This window comes from Salinifilum aidingensis (assembly GCF_054782015.1).
This window is the reverse complement of sequence record NZ_BAAGTH010000006.1, coordinates 143,542-169,831: the sequence shown is the minus strand read 5'-3', so window position 1 is coordinate 169,831 and position 26,290 is coordinate 143,542. Positions and strand designations below refer to the sequence as shown.

Sequence of the window (26,290 nt, the reverse complement as noted above, 5' to 3'; positions counted from 1 at the left end):
CGGGGCCGACCGGACCCCCAACCCGCTCCGGTCCCCGGCCGCGCTACTGAGGGGGCCGCGGACGGGCTCGCACCGCGGCCGGCCTGCGCACATGGCGAGGAAGCGGTTTCGCCGCTGACCATGACGGACCGGTGCGGCCGGGCAGCGGCCACCGATCCGCGCGGCCACCGGCTCCGGCGCTCACCGCGCTCGGCGCCGCCACCAGAAGGCCTTGATCAGGGCGAACACCTCCCGGCGGGCACCGCGGGCCGCGACGCGCCGCAGCCCCGCGGCCGCGGCGTCGTGCCCCACCCCCCAGGCCTCGATGCCCGCTCGGCGGCACAGCGCCACCGAGCGCGGCAGGTGGAACCCCGTGGTGACGACGGTCACCGACTCCAGCCCCAGCTCCCGCGCCGCGTGCAGGCACGAGCGCCACGTGTCCACACCGGACTCGTCGGGGATGATCGCCGCGGGCGGCACACCGCGCGCGACGAGGTGATCGCGCATCACGAGGGGTTCGCTGTGCCCGCGCGAGACCGGGCTTCCGCTGACCACGACGCGGCGCACCGCGCCCCGGTTCCACAGGTCCAGCGCGGTCTCCAGCCTCCCGCGCAGGATGAGGCTGGGCCGGCCGTCGCTGCGCACTCCCGCGCCGAGCACGAGGGCGTGCGTCGTGGGCGGGACGTCGCCGGGGCTGCGCAGCCGCCCGCGGACCCGCAGCAGCACCCAGGCGCACGGGAGGAGGCACACGACCGCCGCGGCCAGCACGAGGCCGGCGAGCACCACGCTGATCGTTCGCACGCGCTCAGTGTGCAGGCCGCGCCGGACCACCGGAGGCGAGGGCGGCAGTCTGCACGTACGTTCCACATGCAGCGGCGGTCCACCGCAGGCCACGCCGACGGGCGGCTCCAGCACATCACTGGAGAAATCCTTCCCTCAGCGCGCGACGATGGTCTCCACGGGCAGGCCCGGATCGGCCGACAGCCCCCGCGGGGACGGCTCGGCGTCCGCGGCGAGCACGTGCGCGCCCAGCGCCGCGATCATCGCGCCGTTGTCGGTGCACAGCCGCGGCCGGGGCACGCGCAGCCGCAGTCCGGCCCGCTCGCAGCGCTCCCGGGCGAGCCCGGCGATGCGCGAGTTCGCCGCGACACCACCGGAGATCACCAGCGTGTCCACGTCGTGCTCCGCGGCGGCGCGCACCGCCTTGCTCGTGAGCACGTCGGCCACCGCCTCCTGGAACGAGGCGCAGACGTCGGCCAGCGGGACCTCGCGGCCCGCGGCCTGCTCGCCCTCCACCCAGCGGGCCACGGAGGTCTTCACACCGGAGAACGAGAAGTCGAACCGCGCGTCGCGCGGGCCGGTCAGCCCGCGCGGGAAGTCGATCGCGCGCGGATCGCCCTCCCGGGCGCACCGGTCGATCGGCGGCCCGCCCGGGTACGGCAGGTCCAGCACCCGGGCCACCTTGTCGTAGGCCTCGCCGGCGGCGTCGTCGATCGTGGAGCCGATCTCGGTGATCTTGTGCGCGATGCCCTCCACGAGCAGCAGCTGCGTGTGCCCGCCGGAGACGAGCAGGGCCAGGCACCGCTCCGGCAGGGCGCCGTGCTCGAGCGCGTCGACGGCCACGTGCCCGGCGAGGTGGTTCACCCCGTACAGCGGGACGCCGAGCGCCGCGGCGTAGGCCTTCGCCGAGGCCACGCCGACCATCAGCGCCCCGGCCAGCCCCGGCCCGGAGGTCACCGCGATCGCGTCCACATCGGAGAGCCGCTGCCCGGACTGTTCCAGGCAGCGGCGCACCATCGGCGTCATCGCCTGCAGGTGGGCGCGGCTGGCGATCTCCGGGACGACACCGCCGTAACGGGCATGTTCGTCCACACTGGACGCGACCGCGTCGGCGAGCAGCTCCACCGAACCGTCCGCGCCGAGGCGGACGAGCCCCGCGCCGGTCTCGTCGCACGAGGTCTCGATCCCGAGCACGATCCGATCCGTCATCCCGCTTCCTCCCTCGCGTCCTGCGCACCGGCGACCCGCTCGCGCCGCATGGTGTAGGCGTGCGCACCGGACGGCTGGTAGTAGTGCCGCCGCGTGCCGACGATCTCGAAGCCGTGCGCCCGGTACATGCCGATCGCCGCCTCGTTGTCGGTGCGGACTTCCAGGAACGTGGCGGCGCCCCGCTCGTCCGCCCGCTCCAGCAGGGCCCGCAGCAGGGCCGTCCCCACCCCGCGCCCCTGCTCGTGCGGGTCGACACCGATGGTGTGCACCTCGGCCTCCGCGCCGTCACCGGAGCCGAGCAGGGCGAGGCCGGCGTAGCCGAGGAGCCGGTCGTCGGCGTCGTAGGCGCCGAGGTAGTAGTGCCCCTGGTTGAGCTCGGACTCGAACATCTCCTTCGCCCAGGGGTCGTCCCCGGGGAACAGCTCCTGCTCCAGCACGGCGCAGCGGCGCAGATCGCTGCGCCGCAGCCGCAGCACCGTCACGTCCGCGCCGGTCACCGGGCGGCCCTCCCGGGCGCGACGCGCTTGCGCGCCCCGGGTTCGGCCGCGTCCGGGCGCCGCAGGTACAGCGGCACCAGCGGATCCGGTTCGGCACCGCTGCGCAGGCTCGTCGCGGCCGCCACCAGCCCCTCCGGGGTGGGGCCGGAGCTCTCGAGGAGGCGGACCCCCGCGGGGGCCTCCAGCTCGGCGGCCTTCTCCCCGAGGAGCTCGCCGACGGCGTGCTCGGCCGCGCGGGCGGCGACGGGGACGTCCGCGGGCCGCTGCACGTGCGGGCCGTCGACCCGGGCTTGCGCGGTGTCGTAGGCCGCCCAGTACACCTCCTTGCGCCGCGCGTCCGTCGCGACCAGGCACGCGCCGGAGGAGCTGCGGGCGATCGCGTCGAGGCTGCACACCGGGTGCACGGGCACGCCCAGCGCTTCGCCGAGGGAGGCGGCGGTGGCCATGCCCACGCGCAGCCCGGTGAACGGGCCCGGCCCGGAGCCGACGACCACCGCGTCGGCCGCGGACAGCTCGCAGCCGGCCTCGGCGGCGGCGTCGACCAGGTGCGGCACGAGCAGTTCGCCGTGCGCACGGGGGTTCGCCGTGATCCGCGCGGCGAGGCGGCGCGGGGTGTCACCGAGCTCGACGAGCCCGGCGGTGACCGCGGGGGTCGCTGTGTCCAACGCGATGACGAGCACGGCTACTCAGCGTACTTCAGTGCTGGTCACCACGGGTACACGGGTCGCCCGGGACGGCTCTCCGCCCCGGGCGACCCGCCTGCTCACCCGCCCGGCTCCGGGTGAGCTCCGCGGTGCCGGCCAGCGGCCACCGCGCGATGAGGTCCTCGGCCCGCCACCCGCTCCGCTCACCCGGTGCGCGAGCGGTCCCCGGTGCGGCCCAGCCGAGGGGAGGTCGGACCGCTCGGCGCGGCTCACCCGTCGCGGCGCAGCAGCCGCCCGCTCGGTTCGGGGGCGGTGCGCTCGCGGTCGCCGTGGACGCGCCGGCCGCGCAGCCACGTCTGGTGCACCCTCCCGGCCAGCGGACGCCCGTCGTAGGCGGTGACCGGGTTGCGGTGGTTCAACTCCCGCGCGTCGACGACGAAGGCCTCCTCGGGGGCGAACACGCACAGGTCGGCGTCGTTGCCCGGTGCGATCGCGCCCTTGCGCGGCACGCCGAGCACCCGGGCGGGCTCGGTGGCCATCCAGCGCACCACCCGCGAGAGGTCGTGCCCGCGGGCGCGGGCCTGGGTCCACACGGCCGGCAGGCTCACCTGCAGGCTGGCGATCCCGCCCCACGCGCCGCCAAAGTCGCCGGTGTCCAGCAGTTTCAGCTCGGGCACGCAGGGCGAGTGGTCGGTGACGACGTAGTCGACGACCCCCTCGTGCAGCCCCTGCCAGAGCCGTTCGCGGTTGGCCGCGTCGCGGATCGGCGGGCAGCACTTGAACGCGGTGGCGCCGTCGGGGATCTCCTCGGCGCAGAACGACAGGTAGTGCGGGCAGGTCTCCACGGTGACCGGCACGCCCTCGGCCCGCGCCCGCGCCAGCTCGTCGAGCGCGCCGGCCGCGGCGAGGTGGACGATGTGCACGCGGCACCCGGTGCGCCGGGAGAGCTCGAGGACGCGGGAGATCGCGGTGACTTCCGCGGATTCCGGGCGCGAGTCGAGGAACGACCGGTAGCCCCTGCCGGAGGCCCGCGGTGCGTGCTCGACGGTGTGGGCGTCCTCGGCGTGCACGATCAGCAGGGCGTCGTGCCGGGCCAGCTCCTGCATGGCCTTCTCCAGGTCGTCCTCGGTCAGCCCGGGGAACTCGTCCACGCCGGAGTGCAGCAGGAAGCCCTTGAAGCCGAACACGCCCGCCTCGTGCAGACCGCGCAGTTCGGCGACGTTGCCGGGCACGACACCGCCCCAGAAGCCGACGTCGACGTGCACCGCGCCGGTGGCCGACCGCTGCTTGGTGGCGAGCCCCTCGCCGCTCGTGGTCGGCGGGATGCTGTTCAGCGGCATGTCGAGGATGGTCGTGATGCCACCGGCCGCGGCGGCGCGGGTGGCGGTGGGGAACCCCTCCCACTCGGCGCGGCCGGGGTCGTTGACGTGCACGTGGGCGTCGACGAGCCCGGGCAGCAGCACCTCGTCCGCCCCGAGGGCGATCTCGTGCCCGCCGCCCCACCGGGCGTCGAGCGCGTCGACAGCGGTGATGGTGCCGTCGCGCACCGCCACGCTGCCCGCTGCTTCGCCGTCCGGGGTGATCATCCGCGGGGCGCGGAACACGGTGTCCGGGGTGCCGGGGGTCGACGTCGCCACTGGAACTCCTTCCTCGGTTTCAACAGAATGTTGATGCTTGTTCGCGCGCCGGTCAAGCTCCGCCCTCGCGGCGGACGGCAAACCCCGGCGCAGCGGGCCCTCACAGGCCGTGGTCGCGGGCCAGCTTCTCCCCGAGCTCGGTCAGCAGCTCCGCCGCGTGCTCCAGGCACCGCTGCTCCTCGGGTTCGATGTCGGCCAACGCGTACGCACCGGCGAACCCGGCCGCGCGCAACCGCTCGGGCGGCAGCGAGCACACGCCCGCGACAGCGACGACCGGGACACCGGCGGCGCGCGCCTGCTGCGCCACGCCGGCGGGCCCCTTGCCGTGCAGCGTCTGCTCGTCCAGCGAGCCCTCACCGGTGATGACGAGCCGGGCGTCCCGCAGGCCCCCGGCGAAGTCGACCAGTTCCAGGACCACGTCCACTCCCGGGCGCATGCGCGCACCGAGCGCCGACAGCGCCGCGAAGCCGACGCCACCGGCCGCGCCCGCCCCGGGCTCGGCGGCCACGTCGCGTCCGCCCGCCCGCCGCAGCGCGCTCGCCCAGCGGCCGAGCGCCGCGTCCAACCGGTCGACCTGCTCGTCGTCGGCGCCCTTCTGCGGGCCGTAGACGTGCGCCGCGCCGCGTTCGCCGAGCAGCGGGTTGTTCACGTCGGAGGCCAGCACGATGTCCGTCCCGGGCAGACGGGAATCCAGCGTGGACAGATCAACCGCCGCGACCTCACGCAGCCCCGCCCCGCCGGGCGGCACGTCCCTCCCCTCGGCATCGGTGATCCGCGCGCCGAGCGCGGCGAGCACGCCGGCTCCCCCGTCGGTGCTGGCCGAACCGCCCACGCCGAGCACCACGGTGCGCGCGCCCGCGTCCAGCGCCGCTCGGACCGCCTCGCCCGTGCCGGTGCTGTGCGCGGCCATCGGCGCCAGCTCGGCCGGGTCGAGCATGGCCAGTCCGGAGGCCGTGGCCATCTCCACCACGGCGGTCGACCCGTGCACGGCGATCTCGGTGTCCACCGGCTCGCCGACCGGGCCGGTGACCCGCACCGGAACGGGCCGGTACCCGGCGGCGACCGCCGCGCGCACCGTGCCGTCACCGCCGTCGGCGACCGGTGCGATGCGCACCCCCAGTTCCGGGCGCACCCGGCGCAGGCCCGCCGCGACCGCTTCGGCCACCTCCGGCGCGGGCAGCGAGCCCTTGAACTTGTCCGGTGCGATCAGCACTGCCACGGAGCAGCTCCCGTCATCACGACGATGGGGTGTGTTGCCCGCCGAGACGCCCGGCTCGCTCGACGGGCAACACTGGGGGTTCCGGGCCCATTCCACCCGATACCCCCGGCCTGCGGAAGGGGTGGCTGCAGGTGCCGCGCGTTACGCGCCGACCTCCTGCCCAGCCCGGCCGGTACCACCGGACTCGGGGACCCCCTCGGGGAACGGGACGGGCTCCGGCTCGATGAGCCCGTCGATGCGGCCACCGCGGGCCGTGTCGGCCTCCCGCTCGATCATCACCTCGACGAGCACCGGACGGCTCGTCTCGCGGGCCGCCTTGCGGGCCCACTCGATCGACTCGGTCAGCTCACCGGGGTCGCGCACGCGGCGGCCGGTGCAGCCGTAGGCCTCCATGATCGCCACGTTGTCGGTGCCGTACTCGTCGTAGTGCAGGTCGACCTCGGTGTTCATCGCGTAGCCGTCGCCCTCGGCCTGCCGGATGAGGCCCAGGTACTCGTTGTTGAGCATGACGATGACGAACGGGACGTCGTACTGGGCGCTGACCGCCAGCTCCTCCACGAGGAACTGGAAGGAGTAGTCGCCCACCACGGCCACCACCTCGGCGTCCGGCTCGGCCGACTTCACCCCGATCGCCGCGGGCACCTCCCAGCCCAGCGGACCCGCCTGCCCGCACACCTGGTAGCGCCGCGGCAGCTGCGTGCGCTGGAACTGCCCGGACCAGATCTGGTACAGCCCGATCGCGGTCACGAAGTACGTCTCCGGACCGAACAGGTCGTTGAGCTCGCGGAACACGCGCGGGGCCTTGATCGGCACTTCGTCGTAGTCGTCCGGTCGGATCAGCGCCTGCTTGAGCTCGCCGACGCGGGCGGTCCACCCGCGGAAGTCGGGCGCTGCCGCGCGCTCCCGCGCCTGCCGCAGCATCTCCTGCAGGAACAACCGGGTGTCCGACACGACGCCCAGGTCCGGCCCGAAGACCTTGCCGAGCTGGGTGGGTTCGATGTCGACGTGGATGAACCGCCGCTCACCGCGGTAGACGTCGACATCACCTGTGTGCCGGTCGCCGAACCGCGCGCCGAGCGCCAGCACGAGGTCGGACTCCAGCATCGATTCGTTGCCGTAGCGGTGCGCCGTCTGGATCCCGGCCATGCCGGCGAACAGCTCGTGGTCCTCGGGGAAGGATCCCTTGCCCATGAGCGTCACCTGCACCGGGATGCCGAGCAGTTCGGCGAGTTCGCGCAGTTCCCCCCACGCTTCCGCACCGACGACGCCGCCGCCGGCCAGCAGCAGCGGGCGTTCCGACTCGAGCAGCATGTCCAGCGCCCTGCCCACCCGCGGCGGGTGCGGGGGCACCGCGGGGACCGGCAGCGGAGCGTCCACACCGGAGTCCCACGGGATGTGCTGCTTCTGCACGTCCAGCGGCAGGTCGATCAGCACCGGGCCGGGCCTGCCGGACCGCGCGATGCGGAAGGCCTCGCGGAAGGCCCACGGCGCCTGCGCGGCCTCGTTGACCCGCACCGCCCACTTCGTGACGGGGCGGGCGACCTCGACGATGTCCACGGCCTGGAAGGCCTCCTGGTGCAGTTTCGAGGAGACCGCCTGCCCGGTGATGCACACGATCGGGATCGAGTCGGCCTGCGCCGTGTACAGACCCGTGATCATGTTCGTCCCGGCCGGGCCGGAGGTCCCGATCGCCACGCCCACTCCACCGGTGGTGCGCGACCACCCGTCGGCCATGTGCGTGGCGCCCTCCTCGTGCCGCACCACGAGGTGGCGGATCGGGCTGTGCTCCAGCTCCGCGTACAGGGGCAGGATCGCCGCTCCCGGGCAGCCGAACACCGTGCTCGCGCCCTCGGACTCCAGCACGTCCACGACGGCCCGCATGGCGGGGACTGTTGGGATCATGTGAGACTTCCTCTCGGGTGCGGCGCTTCGGCCCGCACCAGTGGGAGCGGGTGGCGGTGGAACGCTTGGCGGCTACTCGGCCGCCACCCGCGACCTTGCGGTTGGTCTCGCCGGCCGCGGTCCGGCCGGAGGCGTGCGCGGGGCGGTCACTCCCGGCCGTTCAGGCGGGTGACCTGCCGCAGCAGGCCGGAGTGGTCCAGCGCCCCGTCGCCCTGCGCGTTCGCCGCCGCGACGAGCTGGCTGACCAGCGAACCCAGCGGGATCGTCAACCCGGCCTCGCGGGCCGCGGCCTGCACGATGCCCATGTCCTTGTGGTGCAGCTCCAGCCGGAATCCCGGTCCGAACTCGCGATCGCGCATCTTGGTGCCCTTGGCGTCGAGCACCGTGCTGCCGGCCAGGCCGCCGCCGAGGACCTCCAGGCCCGCCTTGGTGTCGACCCCGTAGGACTCGAGGAAGACCAGCGCCTCGGCGAGCAGGCCGATGTTGCCCGCGACGATGAGCTGGTTGGCGGCCTTCACGGTCTGCCCGGCACCGGCGGGGCCGACGTGCACGATGGTCGAGCCGACCACGTCGAGCAGCTCCCGCGCGGCGGCGAAGGCCTCCTCGCTGCCACCGGCCATGATGGACAGGGTTCCGTCGATGGCCTTCGGCTCTCCGCCGCTGACGGGCGCGTCGAGAACGCGCACGCCCTTGTCAGCGGCGGCCTCGTCGACCCGGCGCGCCACGTCGGGCCGGATGGTGCTGCAGTCGACGAGCAGCGTGCCCGGCCGGGCGTGCGCGAGCACGCCGTCCTCACCGGTCACCGCCTCTTCCACGTCCGGCGAGTCGGGCAGCATGGTGATCACGACGTCGGCCCCGCGCACCGCCTCCGCGATGCTGGAGGCGGCCGTGCCGCCCTGCTCCACCAACCGGTCGACCTTGGCCCGGCTGCGGTTGTGGCCGACGACCTCGTGGCCGGCGGCGACGAGGTTCGCCGCCATGGGGCCACCCATGATGCCCAGCCCGATGAATCCGATGCGGCTCAATTCGGTCCCTCCTGATGTTCCTCAGCGCTGTTGTGCGCGCGGGATGTGCCGTTGCTGCGGATGCTGCTTCCGCAGTGGTGGCGAACGGAGCGGTTCACGACCGCTGGTCCGGCAAAGCCTGGCCCTGCGCAACAGCTACCCTGCGGTCGCTCACTTGATCCAGGTGAAGCTGTCGGTGCTGGCCCCGCTCGGCTTGTACTCGAGTCCGATGTGGCCGGTGTAGCCGAGGTCGTCGAGCTCCCGGAAGTGCCGGGCGAAATCGATCGACCCGGTGCCCGGTTCGTTGCGCCCGGGCGCGTCGGCGATCTGCACGTGGCCGATGTGGCGGCCGTGGTCGCGCACCGCGCGCGACGGGTCGTCGCCGTTGACCACCAGGTGGTAGATGTCCAGCAGCAGGCGCACGTTGTGCACGCCCCGGGCACGCGCGCGCTCGATGGCGGCCACGGCGTCGCCCGCGGTGTGCAGCGGGTAGGACGGGGTCCCGCTCACGGGCTCGACGAGCACGGTCCCGTCGATCTCGCCCACGGACTCGGCTGCGCGCACGAGGCTCTCGGTCGCCACCGCGTCCTGCTCGGCCGGGTCGACGCCCTCCACGCGGTTGCCGTACAGCGCGTTGAACGCGCGGCAGCCCAGCCGCTTGCCGATGTCGACGGTGACGTCGATGTTGTCGCGGAACTCCTGCGCGCGGGCGGGCTGCGAGAGCACGCCGCGGTCGCCTCCCGGCATGTCCCCGGCGAAGAAGTTCAACCCGACCAGGGAAACCCCGGCATCCTCGACGGCGCGGACGAAGCGGTCCACCTCCCGGTCGGAGGGGACCGGGTCCGGGAAGGGCCACCAGAACTCGATCGCGTCGAAACCGGCGGCCTTGGCCGCGGCGGGACGATCGAGCAGGTCGAGCTCGGTGAAGAGCACCGAGAGGTTGACGTCGAAACGGGTGGGGTCCACCGACAACGCCTCTTTTCGTATTACGGAAACTAAATTTTGTACAGCGATAGAATAAGCGAGCGGGCGCGGAGCGGTCAACGCCGCGCGCTTCGCCCGTTCCGCCGAATCGCGGAGATTCGTCCGCACCGCGGCGGCCCGGTCGCGGTGCGGCCTGCCTCGGCGCGCCCGCGAACCGCCGGTTACGGTTGCCGCAGGAGGTCGTCGATGATCCTGAACGCCGAGTTCACCACCGAGCCCTTCCAGGGCGAGGGCGAACCGCCCGCGCACGCCGTCAACACCCGCGACGTCCTGCTCGCGGCGGGTCTCGACCCGGATTTCGGCCCGCTGGGCACGGCCGTCCACGGCGACCACTCGACTGTGCTGCCCGCGCTGGCCGAGGTGCTGCACGCGGCGCTCACCTCCGGCGCGAACCGGGTGACCCTGCAGATCACCGTGGACGAGGCGGAGCCGGCGACCGGCGACCCCGCATCCGGCACCCCCCAGTAGCACGTCGGCACGTCACCGATGCCCGCCGCAGCGGATGCTCGCGCAGCACAGCCGGGTCACCACCCGACGTGTTCGACACGCGGGACACACCGGTGAGCCGACTCAGTAAGCTGAGGGCCGTGCACCCCCTGGCCGCCGCGATCGCCCCGCTGCTCGACCGGATCGGCGCCGTCTCGGTACCCGTCGAGCAGCGCGAACCCGATGACGTCGTGCTCTACTGGGACGGCGCTCCGGCCGTCGCCGTGCGGCTGCCCAGCGAGGAGATCACCACCGCGCTGGACCGGCTCATCCGCCAGGTCGAACGCGAACTCGGCGGTGCGCTCCCCGACCTGCCGCGCGCCGACAAGCAGCGGGCCGTGCGGCTGCTCGAAGAGCGCGGTGCGTTCACGCTGCGCAAGTCGGTCGAGACCGTGGCCCGGTCGCTCGGCGTCAGCCGCTTCACCGTCTACAACTACCTCAACCGGGCGGACTGAACCGCGCCCCGCCCCCTCCGCGTGAGCGCTCGCCCGCGCGAGGCGCTCCGCGGGGCCCGCGCACGGCGCGCCGGCCACGTTCGCCGGATCTCCCGGCTCGTCGCACCGCCTCGCGCAACTTCCGGCAACGAGCGGGCAACGCCGCGGCAACACGCGATGTGCTCCGCGCACAACATCGTGCCCACGAGATTCAACAAAGTGTTGACACCCGGATGAATCCGGTCGTAGCTTGACCCGCACCGGCACGGAGAACCTTCACGCGGCCACTCGGCGCAATTCTCGAACAGGAGAACAACGCCCGGCTCAGCCGCGCACAACGGAGAGAGCGCGATGTCGACACCTGTCACCGACACCGGATCGGGGCTGACCAAACTCAACGGTCTGCCCCGGCCGGAACTCGTCAAGCAATTGCAAGCCTGCCTGGACGTCCCCCGCTGGGCGACCGACATCGCCGACCAGCGACCGTTCAGCAGCACGAGGGAGCTCTACGCCGCCGCCGACGAGGCGGCAGATCCTCTGTCGAACGAGGAAGTCCACGGCGCTCTCGCGTCCCACCCCCGCATCGGGGAGCGCACCGAGGGCGCGGGCTCCTTCTCCAGCTCCGAGCAGTCCGGTGTGGACACATCCGACGACGAGCTGACGCGGGCGCTGCGCGAGGGCAACGAGGAGTACGAGCGCCGCTTCGGCCACGTCTACCTGGTGTGCGCCAGCGGGCGCGGCGGGCGGGAACTGCTCGAGATCCTGCGCTCCCGGCTGGACAACGACCCGGAGACCGAAATCGACGTGGTCGCCGCAGAACTGCGCAAGATCGCACGACTCCGATTGGCCAAGGTGATCGAACAATGAGCGCCGTGACCACGCACGTCCTCGACGCCGCGCGCGGACAACCCGCAGCCGGCGTCGCGATCCACCTCGAATCCCTCGTGGACTCGGAGTGGAAACTCCTCGCCGAAGGGGAAACCGATGCCGACGGTCGGATCCGGAACCTCGGACCGGACCGCCTCGACGCCGGCGACTACCGGCTCACCTTCGCCACCGGCGACTACTTCGACCGGCAGGGAACAGCGACCTTCTACCCCCAGGCGCAGATCACCTTCCGGATCACCGACCCCGAACAGCACTACCACGTTCCCCTGCTGCTCAGTCCGTTCGCATTTTCCACCTACCGAGGGAGCTGACCGACGATGGGTGTCGTACTCGGGCACAACCAATACGGCAAGGCCGAGGTGCGCATGGTGGCGGTGGACCGCTCCACACCGCGCCACCGCATGCGCGACCTCACCGTGAGCACATCGCTGCGCGGCGATTTCACCAGCGCCCACACCGACGGTGACAACACGAACGTGCTGCCCACCGACACGCAGAAGAACACCGTCTACGCCTTCGCCAAGGAACAGCCGGTCGGTGCGCTCGAGGACTTCGCGCTGCGCCTCGGCCACCACTTCGTGGACACGCAGGAACCCGTCACCGGCGCGCGCATCCTCGCCGAGGAGCACCCCTGGGAGCGGATCTCCGTCGGCGGCACGGGGCACGACCACTCGTTCCTGCGCAGCGCCGAGGAGAAGCGCACCACGGCGGTCACCCTGCACCAGGGGCAGGCGCACGTGATCTCCGGCCTGTCCGACCTCGTCGTGCTCAAGTCCACCGGTTCCGAGTTCTGGGGCTACCCCAAGGACCGCTACACCACGCTGGCCGAGACGAGCGACCGCGTGCTGGCCACGGCGGTCACCGCGCGGTGGCGCTACCGGCACAACGACGTGGACTGGGACAAGAGCTTCTCCTCGATCCGCGCGACGATGCTGGAGGCCTTCGCCACCACGCACAGCCTCGCGCTGCAGCAGACGCTCTACGAGATGGGCCGGTCGGCGCTGGAGGCGCACTCCGAGCTCGCCGAAGTGCGCCTGTCGCTGCCGAACAAGCACCACTTCCTCGTGGATCTGTCCTACTGCGACCTGGAGAACGACAACGAGGTCTTCTTCGCCGCCGACCGCCCGTACGGGTTGATCGAGGGCACTGTGACCCGCGACGACGTTCCGGAATCCCCGGAAGCCTGGTTCAGCCTGCCCGAGTTCTGATTCGGCGCGAGAACATTCCTCGCGCACCGTTTTCCGCGATTTCCGTCCCGAACTCCGCACCCCGGGCGAACGCACCGGAATGCCGGGATGTTCGGGGCCAGCGTGCTGCTTCCCCCGCGCACCATTTCTGACGAACACCTGCTCGTCTCCTGCGATCCGCACATTCCTCACTGGTCCTGTCGGGAGTGGTTCGGATGCTCACCGCGGTGTTTCCCGAACGGGAATCGGTGCGCGCACGCGGCACGCCACGGGGCCATCGGGATTTCCCGGTGGCCCCGCGCGCATTCGCACGAGCACTGCCGACGATTCCGCGAGAATCCCCTCCACGGCCCGGGACTCGTCGACGGTTCGGTTCACCTGCTCCTCACCCGTCTAGGAGGGCACCATGGCCCTGTTCACCACACGGCGGAACCGCGGTTCGCGCAACGGAAGATCCGACCTGCACCCGGTAGACCAGACCCTGCCCTGGTGGCGGATGACCGCGCTCGGCGTGCAGCACATCACGGCGATGTACGCGGGCGTGGTCGCACCCCCGCTCATCGTCGGTGAAGCGATCGGGCTGCCGCCGCTGCAGATGGCCCTGCTCATCGCCGCGAGCCTGTTCACCGCTGGTCTCGCCACCGTGCTCCAGTCCATCGGCGTGTGGCGGATCGGAGCGCGGCTGCCGTTCGTCAACGGCGTCACGTTCGCCTCCGTCGCACCGATGCTGGCGATCGTGGACCAGCAGTCCGGGAACCCGCTGCCCGTGCTCTACGGCTCGGTGCTCATCGCCGGTGTGCTCGCGTTCTTCGCCGCGCCCTACTTCTCGCGGTTGCTGCGGTTCTTCCCGCCGCTGGTCAACGGCACGGTGATCACGCTGATCGGGTTGTCGCTGATGCCGGTGGCGATCAACTGGATCGCCGGCGACGACCCGGAGGCCCCGAACTACGCCACGGGCCAGAAGATCGCGCTCGGCGCGGCCACGTTCACCCTCGTCGTCGTCCTCAACCGCGTGCTCAAGGGGTTCTGGAACCGCATCTCGCTGCTCATCGGCCTCGTCGCCGGCACGCTCGTGGCCTGGCCGCTCGGCGCGGTGGACAGCACCACGTTCGACAACTCCCCCGTGTTCAACCTACCGGTGCCGTTCGAGCTGGCCACGCCCGCGTTCAGCTTCACCGCGACGCTGTCCATCTGCATCGTCATGCTCGTGGCGATGACCGAGAGCACCGCGGACATGATCGCGCTGGGCGAGATCGTCGACAAACCCGCCGACGAGAAGACCATCGCCGCCGGGCTGCGCGCCGACGGTGCGGGCAGCGCGCTGAGCGCGGTGTTCGGCGGGTTCACCTGCAGCGCGTTCGCGCAGAACATCGGACTGGTCGCGTTGACCCGCGTGCGCAGCCGTTTCGTCGTCGCAACAGCCGGTGGGGTGCTCATCCTGCTGGGGCTGTTCCCCGTCGTCGGCGCGGTCATCTCGCTGGTGCCGCAGCCGGTGCTGGGCGGTGCGGCGCTGGTGCTGTTCGGCTCGGTGGCGGCCAGCGGTATCAAGACCCTGAGCAAGGCGGACGTCGGCGATCCGTTCAACGCGCTGGTGGTCTCCGGCTCGATCGGAATCGGCATGATCCCCGTGGCGGCGCCCGAGTTCTACGAGAACTTCCCGTCGGGGATGCGCACCATCCTCGACTCGGGCATCAGCACCGGATGCCTCGTCGCGATCCTGCTGAACCTGCTGTTCAACAGCTTCCGCGGTCGCTCCGGAACCGGGCAGGACGGTGGAACCTCCCCCGAGGGCCCGGCCACTGCGGCTGCCTCCGGTGACGACTCCCCGGGCGCGGAGGTGGAAGCCCCGTCCCCGCGCGCCGCTGCCGAGGGGGCCGCTGCCGGGAACCCCGCTGCCGGGGACGCCGGCTCACCGCAGGCACCGGCGGAAGGAGCGACGACCACGACCGCGGTCCCGCAGCAGGTGCAGGAGGGCGCCACGGGAGCGACGTCCACCGACGGCCTCCGCTGAGCTCCTCCGCTCGCCGGGTGTTCCGCACGCGGACGCGCACGAGGAACACCCGGCGCAGCAAGGCCCTCGCGCTTCTCGGGTCCGGTGCTCCCGCCGGACCCGGCTGCGCGGCCTTCCGGGCGCGGTTGCCGTCCGGGCGGATTCGGCTGCTGTCCCGTCGGGGCGGTGGTTTTGCACATTTCCCGCGAAATGCACAAAGCCACCGGTGGGATGAGGTGCTTGACCCGGAGTCGTCCGCAGTGGACGAGCGCGCGCTGGCCGTGCTCATGCGCCGAGGCGAGTGGATGCTCGTCGACGCCGCCCACTCCGTCGGCAGCGGGCGGCTGCTGCCGCCGCGCTCGAAGGCCTGGCCGCGTTCCCCCGCGAACGCTGCGCCGACCCGCCCGAAGAGACCGGCTCCGCTGCGGGGCGGACCACCGGAACTCGAGCTCGGCGACAAGAGCTACCAGGGCGTCAACTGCGGCACCGCCACCCGCACCCTCGAACTCCAAGAACGGCGGCGGAAAAGGCTCGCGGATTCCGGAACATTTTCTTCCGCATCGGCACCATCGACCGGTGCCGCTTGCTCGCGAACCGATCACTGACGGCGCAACGCCGGATTCGCGCTGAAAACGTCAACACTTCGGTGCGCCACCACAGCCCCCGTCACGGCGATCGGGACCATTCCGGTTCGCAACACCCGCGCGGCTCGCCGCGGACTCGAGCTCGTGATACTGCTCACCACGCCGGGGACGAACCTCCGGAAAACCCGACCTCCGGAATGCGGAGATTCCACCGGAAATGCCCACCGGCCTCGACCTCGGCGCCTCTCGTGCGGACAATGATCGTAGCGGAACCACCGGGGAAACATCGGCGACGGGCGAGGAGTGAACGCGCATGACGAGGCTGTTCACACCGCTGTTCCCGGCCAGGCACGGGCACCGGCCGGCCGATGACGCGCGCCGCCGCCGCTCCAGCAGCGCTCCGCACCGCGCGCTCGAAACCCCGGAGAAGCGGGCCCCGCACGACACGCCGCAGAACACCCGCTGACGTGCTCTCCCGGTGACCAGTGGTGCTCCTCGACTCGTTCAGCTCCCACGCGCGCGACCAGGACGCGCCGGCCGAACCGGCCGGCGCCGTCGTCGAACCCGGCGCGGAACTCGCGCCGAACTACCGCGTGGTCGCGCACCTGCGCCGCGGCACGCGGCTCGACGTCTACGACCTGTGGAGCGCGGAGCGCGCCTGCCGCTGCGTCGGCAAGACGCTCCGCCCGGAACGCGCCGGTGACCACCAGGCGGCGGGGTGCCTGCGCAACGAGGGCGTCATGCTCACCCAGCTCACCCACCCGCACCTGGTGCGCGGCTACGAGATCACCGCGACGCACGCCGCCCCGGCTCGGCCGGTGGTGATCACCGAAACGCTCGGCGGCAACACGCTGGGGTACCTCATCGCGAACGAGGAGCACATCGCCCCGCTGGACGTGGCCGTGCTGGGCATCCAGCTGTGCTCGGTGCTGGCCTACCTGCACCAGCGCGGTTGGGTGCACCTCGACGTGAAGCCGTCCAACATCGTCGCCAGCGGCGGCCGCGCTGTGCTGCTCGACCTGAGCCTGGCCTGCCGCATCGGCGAGCACAGCTCGGCGGGGACGTTCGACTACCTCTCGCCGGAGCAGGCCCGCGGCGACCAGATGGCGGCCACCGCGGACACGTGGGGGCTCGGCGTCACGCTGTACGAGGCGCTGTCCGGCGCACCGCCGTGGGCGCACGTGCCGCACCGCGAGCGCACCGCCAGCGGCGATCGCTACTACCCCCAGCTGCACGAGTCGCCGGAACCGCTGACCGGGCAACGGGCGTGGCCGCGGCCGCTGGCCCGCGTCGTGGACGCGTGCCTGGAAGCCGACGCGGAGCAGCGGCCGGACGTGCTCGAGGTCTCGGCGATGCTGACCGAGTGGTGCGGCGTGGACCCGGCCACCGTCGAGTCCTGATCCCGCCGGGCCCTGGGCTCGCCCGATCCTGAGCCGCCCTGGTGCCGGGTCCGCCCGGGTGCCGGGTCCACCCGGCTACCGGGTCCGCCCGGGTGCCGGGTCCGCCCCGCACCACTCGCGGTGCGCGGGGAGGGGGCGCGGACCCCGCCCGACACGCCGGGTCCTCCCGACAACGGACCCACCCGACGCGCCGGCACCCTGTGGACAACTCGCCCCCTTGGGGACAGATTGTGCTCTATCCGCGTGGGGATAACTTACAATTTTCATGAAAATTGCGTTTCCTGGAAGCGTTCCAGAAAGCGCTGGAGCACCGCCGCCGGGCGACGACCACCGCTACCGGGTCGCCGCTCCATCGGTGCTCCTCCTCTGCTCTCGCAGCCTCCGTGGAGCACCGGGGACACGGGTCACCGAGCGAACGCGCGGAGGCGCTGCTCGGGCAGCGTGGTCATCCGCTCGGCCTCGGCGGCGTCGATGGCCCCGTTGTCCAGGGCGCGCGCGAACGACACCGCGAGCGCCCGGGCGGTCGCCGGTTCGTCGAGCACGGCCGAGTCGGCGGCGGAGACGTAGTCGGCCAGCCGCTGCGCCTGCTGCGGGGCGATCTCCCGGAACGCGGCGAACACCGCGGCGTAGCGGGTGACCAGCTGCGCCGGGTGCAGGTCCCAGCTCTGGTAGAAACCGTGCCGCAGGGACCGGCGGACCAGGTCGTAGTGGGTGCGCCAGCCGTGCCGCACCTGTTCGCCGACCGGCAGCACGTTGGTGGAGCCGTCGGAGAGGAACACCCCGGTACCCGCGGCGGAGACCTGCATCGCGTGCCGCGCGAAGTCGCAGGCGCGGTGCGCCATGTGCTGGTTCTCCGCGGTCAGACCGCAGGCGGCGGTGTAGTCGTAGGTGCCGAAGTGCAGCCCGCTGACCCGTCCGGCACCGGCGCGGATCAGCCGCGGCAGCGCGAACCGGCCTTCGGAGTCCACGATGGACTGCGGTGTTTCCACCTGCAGCTCGAACCGCAGCGCGCCCTCCTCGAGCCCGAGGGTGCGCTCGGTCAGCGCCAGCAGGTCGACGAACACCTCCACCTGGGAGATGTCCATGATCTTCGGGAACGTGAGCACGAACCCGTCCGGCAGCCGCCCGTGCCCGTCCAGCAGTTCGGTGAGGAACACGTCGAGCGTGCGCAGCGAACGCGCCCGCAGCTCCGGTGTGTCGAAGGACTTCACCCGCAGGCCGAACGTCGCCGGTGCCGCGCCGGCGGCCAGCCAGTCGGCGACCACTCCTGCGGTGCGGGCGGCGTCGGCGTCCTCCGCGTCGTCGCCCGGCTGCCCGTAGCCGTCCTCGAAGTCGATGCGCAGGTCCTCCAGCGGCGCGTCCACCAGGCGCTGCCGCACCCGCGGGTGCACCGCTTCGGCGAGCTCGGCCGGCATGCCGAGGACCTCGGCCAGCTCCGCCGGTCGCGGGGCGTGCCCGTCCATCGCCTCGAGGGCCCGTCGTCCCCACGAGCGCACGGTGTCGCCGTCCACCTGCTCCGCCGGCACGTAGCAGGTGTGCACGGGTTGCCGCGCCGCACCGGAACCGGGGTAGGCCTGGGCGAGCGATTCGTCCACGGGAGACAGGAGCCGGAGTCGGTCGTCCACGGCGGCGGGGTCCAACGAGGTCCGGACCACGGGAGCACTCTCCTCTTTCTCATCGGGGTGTGCGCCCCTCCCGGCTGCCGACCGCGCTCGAGGCGGCACCGGGAGGGGACGCACCGGAAACCGTCAGTCGATGCGCTCGTAGGCGGGCAGGGTCAGGAAGTCGGCGAACTCGTCGGCCACGGCGACCTGCTCGAACAGCTCCACGGCCTGGGCGAGGTTCTCGTCCTCGCCGAACTCCTGCCGCAGCTCCTCGTGCACCTCACCGAGGATCTCGCGGACGAGCTCCTTGGTGACTTCCTCGCCGCTGTCGAGTTCGAGACCGTTGTGCAGCCACTGCCACACCTGGGAGCGGGAGATCTCGGCGGTCGCGGCGTCCTCCATGAGGTTGTGGATCGCCGCGGCGCCGTTGCCGCCGAGCCACGAGGTGAGGTAGCGGACGCCGACGTCGACCGCGCCGCGCAGCCCCTCGCGGGTCCTGCCGCCCGGCGTGGCGGCGACGTTGAGCAGGTCCTCGGCGGTGATCGCCACGTCCTCGCGCTTGCGGTCGATCTGGTTGGGTTTGTCGCCCAGCACCGCGTCGAACTCCTCGTAGCACGGCCCGATCAGACCCGGGTGGGCCACCCAGGAGCCGTCGAAGCCGTCGCCCGCCTCGCGCTTCTTGTCATCGTGCACCTTGCCCAGTGCCTTCTCGTTGGTCGCCGGGTCCTTGGTGGGGATGAACGCGGCCATGCCGCCGATGGCGAACGCACCGCGCTTGTGGCAGGTGCGCACGAGCAGTTCGGTGTAGGCGCGCATGAACGGCGCGGTCATCGTGACGCTGTTGCGGTCCGGCAGGATGTACTGCCCGGTCTCGCGGAACGTCTTGATGACGCTGAACAGGTAGTCCCAGCGCCCCGCGTTCAGCCCGGCCGAGTGGTCGCGCAGCTCGTAGAGGATCTCCTCCATCTCGAACGCCGCCGGGTAGGTCTCGATGAGCACGGTCCCGCGGATCGTGCCGTGGGGGATGCCCAGCTCGGACTGCGCGTGCGTGAACACGTCGTTCCACAGCCGCGCTTCCAGGTGGCTCTCCATCTTGGGCAGGTAGAAGTACGGCCCGCTGCCCCGCCTGATCAGCTCGTGGACGTTGTGGAAGAAGTACAGCCCGAAGTCGAGCAGCGCGCCGACGACGGGTTCGCCGTCGACGAGCACGTGCTTCTCGTCCAGGTGCCAGCCGCGGGGCCGCACCAGCGGGACCGCGTGCTGCACGTCGTCCCGCAGCGCGTAGTGCTTGCCCTCCGGCGTGGTCAGCTCGATCTGCTTGCGGACCACGTCGTGGAGGGTGACCTGGCCGGAGACGACGTTGTCCCAGTGCGGGGTGTTGGCGTCCTCGAGGTCGGCCAACCACACGCGCGCACCGGAGTTGAGCGCGTTGACGCCCATCTTGCGGTCGGTGGGGCCGGTGATCTCCACGCGGCGGTCGCGGATGTCCGCCGGCGGTTCGGCGACCTGCCAGTCACCTTCGCGGATGTGCCTGGTCTCCTCGAGGAAGTCCAGGCGGCCGTCGCGCACGGCCTGGGCGCGCCGCTCGGTCCGCCGCTCGAGCAGCTCCGCGCGGCGCCGGCCGAAGGCCCGTTGCAATCCGGCGACGAACTCCAGGGCCTCGGCCGTCAGGATCTCGTCACCGCGTTCGACAGGTGCGCCGAGCACGCGCACGCCCTGTCCTTGAGACATGAGATGTCCACCTCTCTTCGCTGCCGGGTCGCCAGATGGTGGTGAGCGTTCACAGTGCCGCGCGGAGCGCTCGTGCGCATCCACGCGGGCCGGCGGCCCTCGCCGGCGGCCGTCACTTTCTAGCGGTACGGCTGTCTTGTTTTCTGCATCGTGGATGTTAGTTTCCACATCGCGTTCGAAGCAACAGACGAGGTCGCGAAGAACACGGGATAGACTTCAGCACGAACCCCCGGTCGAAAGGACGACGCTCATGACCACCGACCCGCGCCGCGCACAGCAGGGCGGAGGAGTGCAGTCGGTCGAGCGCACCTTCGAACTGCTGGAGCTCATGGCCGACGCGGGCGGGGAGGTCACGCTCTCCGAGCTGGCCGACAAGTCCGGGCTGCCGCTGCCGACGATCCACCGGATCATGCGCACGCTCGTCGCCCGCGGTTACGTCCGGCAGCAGCCCTCCCGCCACTACGTCCTCGGACCGGGGCTCATCAGACTGGGGGAAACCGCCAGTCGCGCCCTCGGCACGTGGGCGCGCCCCTACCTCGCCGAGCTCACCGAGGCCACCGGCGAGACCTCGAACATGGCGGTGCTCGACGGCGACCAGATCGTCTACGTCGCGCAGGTGCCCTCGCAGCACTCCATGCGCATGTTCACCGAGGTCGGACGCCGCGTCGACGCGCACGCCACCGCCGTCGGCAAGGCCGTGCTCGCCACGCTCCCCACCGACCCGGTGCACCAGCTGCTCACGCGCACGCACATGCGCCCGCACACCGAACGCACCGTCACCACCGTCGACGGCATGTGGAGCGAGATCGAGCGCATCCAGCAACAGGGCTACGCCGTCGACGACGGTGAGCAGGAAGTGGGCGTGCGCTGCTACGCGGTGGCGCTGCCGAACACCCCGGCGCGCGCGGCCATCTCCATCAGCGGTCCGGAGGGACGCATCGCCCGCATCTCCACCGACGAGGTGATCCCGCTGATGCAGCGGCTGGCGCGGGACCTGGCCGAGGAGATCGGGGCGGAGGAGGCCGAGGAGTGACAGCGGCCGCGGCGAGCGGGAACCCCTGCGGCGGTGCGCCCGGCGGGGCGCCGAGCGGCGGGGATCACCCCTCCACCGCGGTGGGCAGCTCGCGGCCCTGCCAGCCGGGGCCCCGCGGGTGCAGGCCCACCTCGCGGACGTCGTCCGGGCGGCGCCGGATCCGCACCAGCAGGTGCGAGTCCGCGAGCCGCTCGGCCACGCCCTCGCCCCACTCGACGACCACGGCGGCCTCGGTCAGGTCCGTGTCCAGGTCAAGATCGTCGACCTCGTCCAACGAGGACAGACGATAGGCGTCCACGTGCACCAGCGACGGGCCCGCACCGGACTCCGGATCGTGCACCCGGGCGATGACGAACGTCGGCGAGGTGATCGGCCCCCGCACCTCCATGCCCGCCGCGATGCCGCGGGTGAGCACGGTCTTGCCCGCGCCGAGCGGACCCTCCAGCAGCACGAGGTCACCGGCGCGCAGCCGCGCGCCGAGCTCCCGGCCGAACTCCCACGTGGCGTCCTCAGTAGACAGTTCCAGCGCCGCAACGGCCGCGTTCGCCTCGGATTCCATCGTGCACGTCACCTTCTCAGCTCGGACCGCTCCGCTCGCCGCGCCGCTCCCGCGGAGCGGGGGCGCGAGCCGCAGCAAGCGGCGCAACTCCTCGTTGACCAGCTCGGGCCTCTCCAGCATCACCAAGTGCCCGGCGCCCTCCGCAGCCACCAACCGAGCGTGCGGCACGGCCCCGGCGATCGCCTCGGCGGAGGAGAACGGCGTGAGCCGGTCCGCGTCACCGCTGAGCACCAGCACCTCGCAGCTCTCCAGCGCGGCCAGCGCGGCGGTGCGCTCGTGCGCGGCGAACGTCGGCAGGAAGTCGGTGACGACCTCCACCCGGGTCGAACCGATCATCTCCGCCGCCAGGTCGACCACGGCCGCGGCGACCTCCCGCCCGCCGAACGCCAGCGAGCGGGTGATCCGCCGCGCCACCGCATCACCCCGGTGACGCACCCATTCCACCAGGTCCGGCTGCACGTCGGCGAGCACCGTCAGACCGCGCGAGACCGGGTTGTAGCGGGACAACCACGGACGCACCACCCGCGTCTCCTCGAGCGCGCCCGCGGCGGTGCCCATGAACGCGACCGCGCGCACCCGCTCGCGGAACAGCTCCGGACGCCGCTCGGCCAGCGCCATGACCACCATGCCGCCCATCGAGTGCCCCACGAGCGCGATCGGCCCGCGCGGCACGACCGCGCGCAGCACCGCGTCCAGGTCCGCGGCGAGCTGGTCGATCGTGCTGCCGGTGGCACCCGCGTAACCGGACTCGCCGTGCCCGCGGTGGTCGTAGGCCACCGCCCGCACCCGCGGCTCCTCCGCGGAGGCCAACGTGCGCAGCTGGAACGTCCACGACCGGCTGTCCAGGGCGAACCCGTGGACGAACACCGCGGTCACGTCCGCTCCCCCACCGGGCGGTTCGTACTCCCAGGTCCACAGCGGGATGCCGTCATCGGTGGAGACCGTGGAGCTGCGCGAGGCCTGCGACCTCCCCGGCAGCTCCTCCTCCCCGAGCTCCTGCTGGTCGAGGTCCTCGGATTCGGCGGCCTCGCCGCCGCGACGGCGCGAACCGACCACGCCGAGCACCACGCCCGCCGCGCCGGCGAGGCCGCCGGCCCACGCCAGCGTCTGCCACAGCGGCCTCATCCGCCCACCACCGTCCGCGTCACCCGCGGCCGGTACATGCCCGTGACGACCTCGTAGTGGATCGTGCCGAGCCCCTCGGCCCACTCCGCGGCAGTGGGCTCGCCCCGGTCACCGGGGCCGAACAGCACGACCTCGGAACCGGCGGGAACCTCCGCGTCACCGCAGTCGACGACCACCTGGTCCATGCACACGGTCCCCACCACCGGGCGCCGCCGACCCGCCAGCCACACCGAGAGGTTCCCGGACAGCCCGCGCGGCACCCCGTCGGCGTAGCCGACCGGGACGAGCGCCAGCGTCGTCGGGCGCTGCGCCGTCCACGTCCACCCGTAGGACACGCTCTCCCCCGCGGCGACCCGCTTGGTCCGCGCCACGGAGGAGCGGAACGTCATCGCCGGGCGCAGACCGCGCTCGCAACCCCCCGACACCGGGTCCAGTCCGTACACGGCGATGCCCGGGCGCACCAGCTCGAACCGCAGATCCGGCCGGGTCAGCGCCGCCGCCGAGTTCGCCAGGTGCCGGATCGGCCGCAGCCCCGCCTCCCGCGCCCGCGTCCACGCCCGGTGGAACCGCTCCGCCTGGGCGTCCACCGACGGATCACCGGGATCGTCGGCGCAGGCCAGGTGCGACCACACCGCGTGCACCGCGAGGTCCCCGTCGACCTCGGCCTTCGCCGCCGCGTCCACCAGCGCGGGCCACTCCTCCTCCGTGCAGCCGTTGCGGCTCAGCCCGGTGTCGATCTTCAGGTGCACCCTGCCGGTGACACCCACCTCGCGGGCCGCAGCGACGATCGCGCGCAGCTCGTCCAACGAGGACACCGACAGGTCCACCCCGGCGCGCAGCGCGGGCGCGAACTCCTCGCCCTCGGTGTAGAGCCAGCACAGCACCGGTGCCGCGATGCCCGCCGCGCGCAGCTGCAGCGCCTCGCCCGGCGCGGCGGTCCCGATCCACTCGGCCCCCGCGTCCAGCGCCGCCCGCGCCACCGGCATCGCCCCGTGGCCGTACCCGTCGGCCTTGACCACGACCATCGTCGCCGCACCGGACCCGCGCGCCGCCCCCGTCAGGAGGCGCACGTTGCCCCGCACGGCGTCGAGGTCCACGCGGAGATCGGCGCGGAGGGCGGTCAACTCGCTCATCGCAGCATCATCCTCGCACACGAGACCGGCCGCCGGGCGTCCGGCGCCGCAGCATCACCGCCGGTCATCGAGCTGCACCAAGCAGCGCGCACCGGCTGCGCAGCGCCCGGGCGCGCACCTCGCGCACGGCCTCCGGCACCGCCGCCAGCAACGCTGACGCGCCGATCGGCGCCCCCACCGGGACGTCCCCGCCCGTCCCCCGCCCGAGCGCTGCCCCCGCGGCCGCCATGGCGTGCACCCGCGCGGCGCAGCCGCACGCCCACAGCGGATCCATTCCGCTGGCCAGCAGCGCGCCGATCAACCCAGTGAGCACGTCCCCGGAACCGGCGGTGGCCGGCCACGCGTGGCGGGCGTCGTTGACGATCACGCGCCCGTCCGGGGCGGCGATCACCGTGGTGTTGCCCTTGAGCAGCAGCACCACGTCGAACCGCGCGGCGACCTCGCGGGCCGCGCCGACGCGGTCCGCCCCGAGCTCCCCGCCCGCCAGGCGGGCGAACTCGCCCGCGTGCGGGGTGAGCACCACGGGCACGTCCGGGTCCCGCGCGTCCCACAGCGACGCGTCCTCGGCCAGCAGCGTGATCGTGTCCGCGTCCCCGCAGACCGGGCGGCCCGACTCGAGCACGTGCCGCACCACGTCCCGCCCGCTGGAACCGGTGCCGATGCCCGGGCCCATCGCCCAGGACTGCACCCGGCCCGCATCGGCCACCGCTCCAGTGGTGACGACCTCGGGCCAGTGGTTGCGCACCGTGTCCGCGGCGGGACCGGCGTAGCGGACCATGCCCGAGGTGGCCTGCACCGCCGCGCCCGCGGCGAGCACCGCCGCACCGGGGAAGGTGGCCGAACCGGCGGCGATGCCCACCACGCCCTGCGTGTACTTGTCGTCCTCCGGCCCCGGAACCGGCCAGTGCGCACCGACGTCGACGCCGTCGAGCATGAACAGCTCCGGCTCGGGCAGGTGCTCGTCCACCCCGATCGGGGCGACCTCGACCGTCCCGGCGTGCACCGCGCCGGGACCGACGACCAGCCCGGGCTTGCTCCCGCCGAAGGTCACAGTGCGCTCCGCGCGCACCGCGTCGTCCGCGGCCTCACCGGTGACCGGGTCCACACCGCTGGGCAGGTCCACCGCGACGATCGGGGCGGTGACGCGCTCCACCAACCGCGCCGCGCTCGGCCGCAGCCCGCCACGCGCGGACAGGCCGACGATCCCGTCGACGACCGCGTCGGCACGCCCCACCGCATCGACCGCGGACGCGCCGATGCCCTCCGTGTCCGGGTGCGCGCCCGCGGCCGGCACGGCCCGGCCGCCGCGCGCCCGCAGCCCGGCCAGGCCCTCCGCGTGCGTCCGGTCCGGCGCGAGCAGCACCGCCGTCACCCCGGCGCCGCGGCGGCGCAGCTCGGCCCCGGCCCACAGCGCGTCGCCGCCGTTGTTCCCGGCGCCGACCAGCAACGTCACGTGACGGCCCGCGACGCCCCCGGTCCGCTCGGTCAGGACCCGCGTGACGGCCACCGCCACCGCGTGGGCGGCGCGGCGCATCACGGCGGGCTCCGGAACGGTGGTGAACAGGCTCTGCTCAGCAGCGCGAATCTGCTCCGGTGTCCACGCTCCCCGCATGGGGCCTCCTCGTCGCCGGCGTTCGTTGGCGGACACGAATCCGTCGGCGGACACGATACGTACCCGCCCGCAGCGACCGATCACCACGACGCGCCCGCGGCGCGTCGGGCGCCCCAGGGTGCACAGCGTTCCCGAGTGCGCAGCGTCCCCGGGTGCGCAGCGTCCCCGGGTGCGCAGCGTCCTCCGCCCGGGGCGGCCCCGGGACCGCGGCTGAGCTGTCGCCGCGGCCGCCGCGCGCCGCTCACGGCGGCCGGCCCGCGTCCCCGGAGCCGCGCTCGGCGGTGTCCTCGGTGACGTGCTCGGCGATGACCACGGCGGAGGCCAGCTCGGCGTCGTGCGTCAGCGACACGTGCCACCGGTTCACCGACCGGTGCGCGGCGGCCGCCGCCAACCCGCCGGTGACGTGCAGCACCGGCCGCCCGTCGGAGGCGCTGTGCACGGCGCAGTCGGTGAACTCGGTGCCCCCGGGCACCCCGAGCGCCTTCGCCGCCGCCTCCTTCGCGGCGAACCGGGAGGCCAGCGAGCGCACCGAACGCGTCCGCCCCTCCCACGTGACCCGCTCCTCCGCGGTGAACAGGCGGTCGACCAGCTCCGGGGTGCGGCGCAGCGACTCGGCGAACCGCCGCACCCCGACCAGGTCCGTGCCCACGCCGATGATCACGGCCGCCC

The 26,290-nt window shown here is 73.0% G+C and carries 25 protein-coding genes and 1 pseudogene; 10 read left to right on the top strand and 16 right to left on the bottom strand.

Translation table 11 applies throughout. The features are described 5' to 3' along the window. Positions 1-180: 180 nt before the first annotated feature. The 9 genes from ACYVJE_RS10600 to ACYVJE_RS10560 all read right to left on the bottom strand — a co-directional run bounded on the left by ACYVJE_RS10600 (position 181) and on the right by ACYVJE_RS10560 (position 9,843). Positions 181-780, bottom strand: coding sequence for a SanA/YdcF family protein (locus ACYVJE_RS10600; RefSeq protein WP_461144317.1), 600 nt, complete (start codon positions 778-780; stop codon positions 181-183). Between the two features lie 135 nt (positions 781-915). Beyond that, entirely contained in the window at positions 916-1,968 is a 1,053-nt protein-coding gene (tsaD, locus tag ACYVJE_RS10595) for a tRNA (adenosine(37)-N6)-threonylcarbamoyltransferase complex transferase subunit TsaD (RefSeq protein WP_461144316.1), read from the bottom strand. Then, on the bottom strand, positions 1,965-2,465 hold the full coding sequence (gene rimI / locus ACYVJE_RS10590; protein WP_461144315.1) for a ribosomal protein S18-alanine N-acetyltransferase: 501 nt from the start codon (positions 2,463-2,465) through the stop codon (positions 1,965-1,967). Before rimI ends, tsaD begins: the two co-directional genes overlap by 4 nt. Further along, positions 2,462-3,145 (bottom strand): tRNA (adenosine(37)-N6)-threonylcarbamoyltransferase complex dimerization subunit type 1 TsaB, encoded by a 684-nt coding sequence (tsaB, locus tag ACYVJE_RS10585; protein WP_461144314.1) that lies wholly within the window; start codon positions 3,143-3,145, stop codon positions 2,462-2,464. Before tsaB ends, rimI begins: the two co-directional genes overlap by 4 nt. 233 nt (positions 3,146-3,378) lie before the next feature. After that, positions 3,379-4,746 carry an allantoinase AllB gene (allB, locus tag ACYVJE_RS10580; protein ID WP_461144313.1) on the bottom strand — a complete coding sequence of 456 codons (1,368 nt, stop codon included), beginning with the start codon at positions 4,744-4,746 and terminating at the stop codon, positions 3,379-3,381. 100 nt (positions 4,747-4,846) lie between these two features. Then, entirely contained in the window at positions 4,847-5,965 is a 1,119-nt protein-coding gene (locus ACYVJE_RS10575; RefSeq protein WP_461144312.1) for a glycerate kinase, read from the bottom strand. Between the two features lie 141 nt (positions 5,966-6,106). Continuing rightward, positions 6,107-7,846, bottom strand: a complete 1,740-nt coding sequence (gene gcl / locus ACYVJE_RS10570) for a glyoxylate carboligase (protein ID WP_461144356.1) — start codon at positions 7,844-7,846, stop codon at positions 6,107-6,109. Between the two features lie 167 nt (positions 7,847-8,013). Next, the gene (locus ACYVJE_RS10565) at positions 8,014-8,892 is read right to left on the bottom strand and encodes a 2-hydroxy-3-oxopropionate reductase (RefSeq protein ID WP_461144311.1); all 879 of its coding nucleotides are present in this window, start codon (positions 8,890-8,892) and stop codon (positions 8,014-8,016) included. Between the two features lie 150 nt (positions 8,893-9,042). After that, the gene (locus ACYVJE_RS10560; RefSeq protein ID WP_459157318.1) at positions 9,043-9,843 is read right to left on the bottom strand and encodes a hydroxypyruvate isomerase family protein; all 801 of its coding nucleotides are present in this window, start codon (positions 9,841-9,843) and stop codon (positions 9,043-9,045) included. A 198-nt stretch (positions 9,844-10,041) separates the two neighbouring features. Here ACYVJE_RS10560 and ACYVJE_RS10555 point away from each other — a divergent pair, with 198 nt between their 5' ends. The 9 genes from ACYVJE_RS10555 (at position 10,042) to ACYVJE_RS10515 (ending at position 16,824) form a co-directional block, all read left to right on the top strand. Then, entirely contained in the window at positions 10,042-10,323 is a 282-nt protein-coding gene (locus ACYVJE_RS10555; RefSeq protein WP_461144310.1) for a thiamine-binding protein, read from the top strand. A 119-nt stretch (positions 10,324-10,442) separates the two neighbouring features. Continuing rightward, positions 10,443-10,796 carry a helix-turn-helix domain-containing protein gene (locus tag ACYVJE_RS10550; RefSeq protein WP_459157320.1) on the top strand — a complete coding sequence of 118 codons (354 nt, stop codon included), beginning with the start codon at positions 10,443-10,445 and terminating at the stop codon, positions 10,794-10,796. A gap of 330 nt (positions 10,797-11,126) precedes the next feature. Beyond that, a complete protein-coding gene (gene uraD, locus ACYVJE_RS10545) occupies positions 11,127-11,642 on the top strand; it encodes a 2-oxo-4-hydroxy-4-carboxy-5-ureidoimidazoline decarboxylase (RefSeq protein ID WP_461144309.1) in 516 nt (171 codons plus the stop codon). Further along, the gene (gene uraH, locus ACYVJE_RS10540) at positions 11,639-11,974 is read left to right on the top strand and encodes a hydroxyisourate hydrolase (RefSeq protein ID WP_459157322.1); all 336 of its coding nucleotides are present in this window, start codon (positions 11,639-11,641) and stop codon (positions 11,972-11,974) included. Before uraD ends, uraH begins: the two co-directional genes overlap by 4 nt. 6 nt (positions 11,975-11,980) lie before the next feature. Beyond that, complete coding sequence (gene pucL / locus ACYVJE_RS10535; protein WP_461144308.1) at positions 11,981-12,871, top strand: factor-independent urate hydroxylase; 891 nt, start codon at positions 11,981-11,983, stop codon at positions 12,869-12,871. A 385-nt stretch (positions 12,872-13,256) separates the two neighbouring features. Beyond that, a complete protein-coding gene (locus ACYVJE_RS10530; RefSeq protein ID WP_461144307.1) occupies positions 13,257-14,861 on the top strand; it encodes a nucleobase:cation symporter-2 family protein in 1,605 nt (534 codons plus the stop codon). Between the two features lie 239 nt (positions 14,862-15,100). Then, positions 15,101-15,445 (top strand): hypothetical protein, encoded by a 345-nt coding sequence (locus ACYVJE_RS10525; protein ID WP_461144306.1) that lies wholly within the window; start codon positions 15,101-15,103, stop codon positions 15,443-15,445. A 292-nt stretch (positions 15,446-15,737) separates the two neighbouring features. Continuing rightward, complete coding sequence (locus ACYVJE_RS10520) at positions 15,738-15,890, top strand: hypothetical protein (protein WP_461144305.1); 153 nt, start codon at positions 15,738-15,740, stop codon at positions 15,888-15,890. 22 nt (positions 15,891-15,912) lie between these two features. Continuing rightward, on the top strand, positions 15,913-16,824 hold the full coding sequence (locus ACYVJE_RS10515) for a serine/threonine-protein kinase (protein ID WP_459157326.1): 912 nt from the start codon (positions 15,913-15,915) through the stop codon (positions 16,822-16,824). A 404-nt stretch (positions 16,825-17,228) separates the two neighbouring features. Here ACYVJE_RS10515 and ACYVJE_RS10510 read toward each other — a convergent pair whose 3' ends face one another. Together ACYVJE_RS10510 and aceB are read right to left on the bottom strand one after the other, a co-directional pair. Next, on the bottom strand, positions 17,229-18,419 hold the full coding sequence (locus ACYVJE_RS10510; protein WP_461144304.1) for a DUF6986 family protein: 1,191 nt from the start codon (positions 18,417-18,419) through the stop codon (positions 17,229-17,231). Between the two features lie 153 nt (positions 18,420-18,572). Continuing rightward, positions 18,573-20,159: a malate synthase A gene (gene aceB, locus ACYVJE_RS10505; protein ID WP_461144303.1), complete on the bottom strand. Its 1,587-nt coding sequence runs from the start codon at positions 20,157-20,159 to the stop codon at positions 18,573-18,575. Between the two features lie 250 nt (positions 20,160-20,409). On the opposite strand from aceB, the gene ACYVJE_RS10500 reads away from it, so the two are divergent. Continuing rightward, entirely contained in the window at positions 20,410-21,192 is a 783-nt protein-coding gene (locus ACYVJE_RS10500) for an IclR family transcriptional regulator (protein WP_461144302.1), read from the top strand. Between the two features lie 64 nt (positions 21,193-21,256). Here the strand turns inward: ACYVJE_RS10500 and tsaE are convergent, their stop codons facing one another. The 5 genes and pseudogenes from tsaE to ACYVJE_RS10475 all read right to left on the bottom strand — a co-directional run bounded on the left by tsaE (position 21,257) and on the right by ACYVJE_RS10475 (position 26,282). Beyond that, positions 21,257-21,751, bottom strand: coding sequence for a tRNA (adenosine(37)-N6)-threonylcarbamoyltransferase complex ATPase subunit type 1 TsaE (tsaE, locus tag ACYVJE_RS10495; RefSeq protein WP_461144355.1), 495 nt, complete (start codon positions 21,749-21,751; stop codon positions 21,257-21,259). A gap of 129 nt (positions 21,752-21,880) precedes the next feature. Next, a pseudogene (locus ACYVJE_RS10490) lies at positions 21,881-22,876 on the bottom strand (alpha/beta fold hydrolase); the annotation flags it as partial. Then, the gene (gene alr, locus ACYVJE_RS10485) at positions 22,873-24,009 is read right to left on the bottom strand and encodes an alanine racemase (RefSeq protein ID WP_461144301.1); all 1,137 of its coding nucleotides are present in this window, start codon (positions 24,007-24,009) and stop codon (positions 22,873-22,875) included. The gene alr and the pseudogene ACYVJE_RS10490, both read right to left, overlap by 4 nt. Positions 24,010-24,073: 64 nt before the next feature. Then, positions 24,074-25,621 (bottom strand): NAD(P)H-hydrate dehydratase, encoded by a 1,548-nt coding sequence (locus ACYVJE_RS10480; RefSeq protein WP_461144300.1) that lies wholly within the window; start codon positions 25,619-25,621, stop codon positions 24,074-24,076. Between the two features lie 241 nt (positions 25,622-25,862). Then, positions 25,863-26,282: a holo-ACP synthase gene (locus tag ACYVJE_RS10475; RefSeq protein WP_461144299.1), complete on the bottom strand. Its 420-nt coding sequence runs from the start codon at positions 26,280-26,282 to the stop codon at positions 25,863-25,865. Positions 26,283-26,290: the final 8 nt, after the last annotated feature.

Bases quoted from the DNA above. Each gene is read 5' to 3' on its own strand.
- tsaD (WP_461144316.1), bottom strand. From the start codon at position 1,968: ATGACGGATCGGATCGTGCTCGGGATCGAGACCTCGTGCGACGAGACC.
- gcl (WP_461144356.1), bottom strand. From the start codon at position 7,846: ATGCGGGCCGTCGTGGACGTGCTGGAGTCCGAGGGCGCGAGCACGGTG.
- ACYVJE_RS10555 (WP_461144310.1), top strand. From the start codon at position 10,042: ATGATCCTGAACGCCGAGTTCACCACCGAGCCCTTCCAGGGCGAGGGC.
- uraD (WP_461144309.1), top strand. From the start codon at position 11,127: ATGTCGACACCTGTCACCGACACCGGATCGGGGCTGACCAAACTCAAC.
- uraH (WP_459157322.1), top strand. From the start codon at position 11,639: ATGAGCGCCGTGACCACGCACGTCCTCGACGCCGCGCGCGGACAACCC.
- pucL (WP_461144308.1), top strand. From the start codon at position 11,981: ATGGGTGTCGTACTCGGGCACAACCAATACGGCAAGGCCGAGGTGCGC.
- ACYVJE_RS10530 (WP_461144307.1), top strand. From the start codon at position 13,257: ATGGCCCTGTTCACCACACGGCGGAACCGCGGTTCGCGCAACGGAAGA.
- ACYVJE_RS10520 (WP_461144305.1), top strand. From the start codon at position 15,738: ATGACGAGGCTGTTCACACCGCTGTTCCCGGCCAGGCACGGGCACCGG.
- aceB (WP_461144303.1), bottom strand. From the start codon at position 20,159: ATGTCTCAAGGACAGGGCGTGCGCGTGCTCGGCGCACCTGTCGAACGC.
- ACYVJE_RS10500 (WP_461144302.1), top strand. From the start codon at position 20,410: ATGACCACCGACCCGCGCCGCGCACAGCAGGGCGGAGGAGTGCAGTCG.
- tsaE (WP_461144355.1), bottom strand. From the start codon at position 21,751: ATGGAATCCGAGGCGAACGCGGCCGTTGCGGCGCTGGAACTGTCTACT.
- alr (WP_461144301.1), bottom strand. From the start codon at position 24,009: ATGAGCGAGTTGACCGCCCTCCGCGCCGATCTCCGCGTGGACCTCGAC.
- ACYVJE_RS10480 (WP_461144300.1), bottom strand. From the start codon at position 25,621: ATGCGGGGAGCGTGGACACCGGAGCAGATTCGCGCTGCTGAGCAGAGC.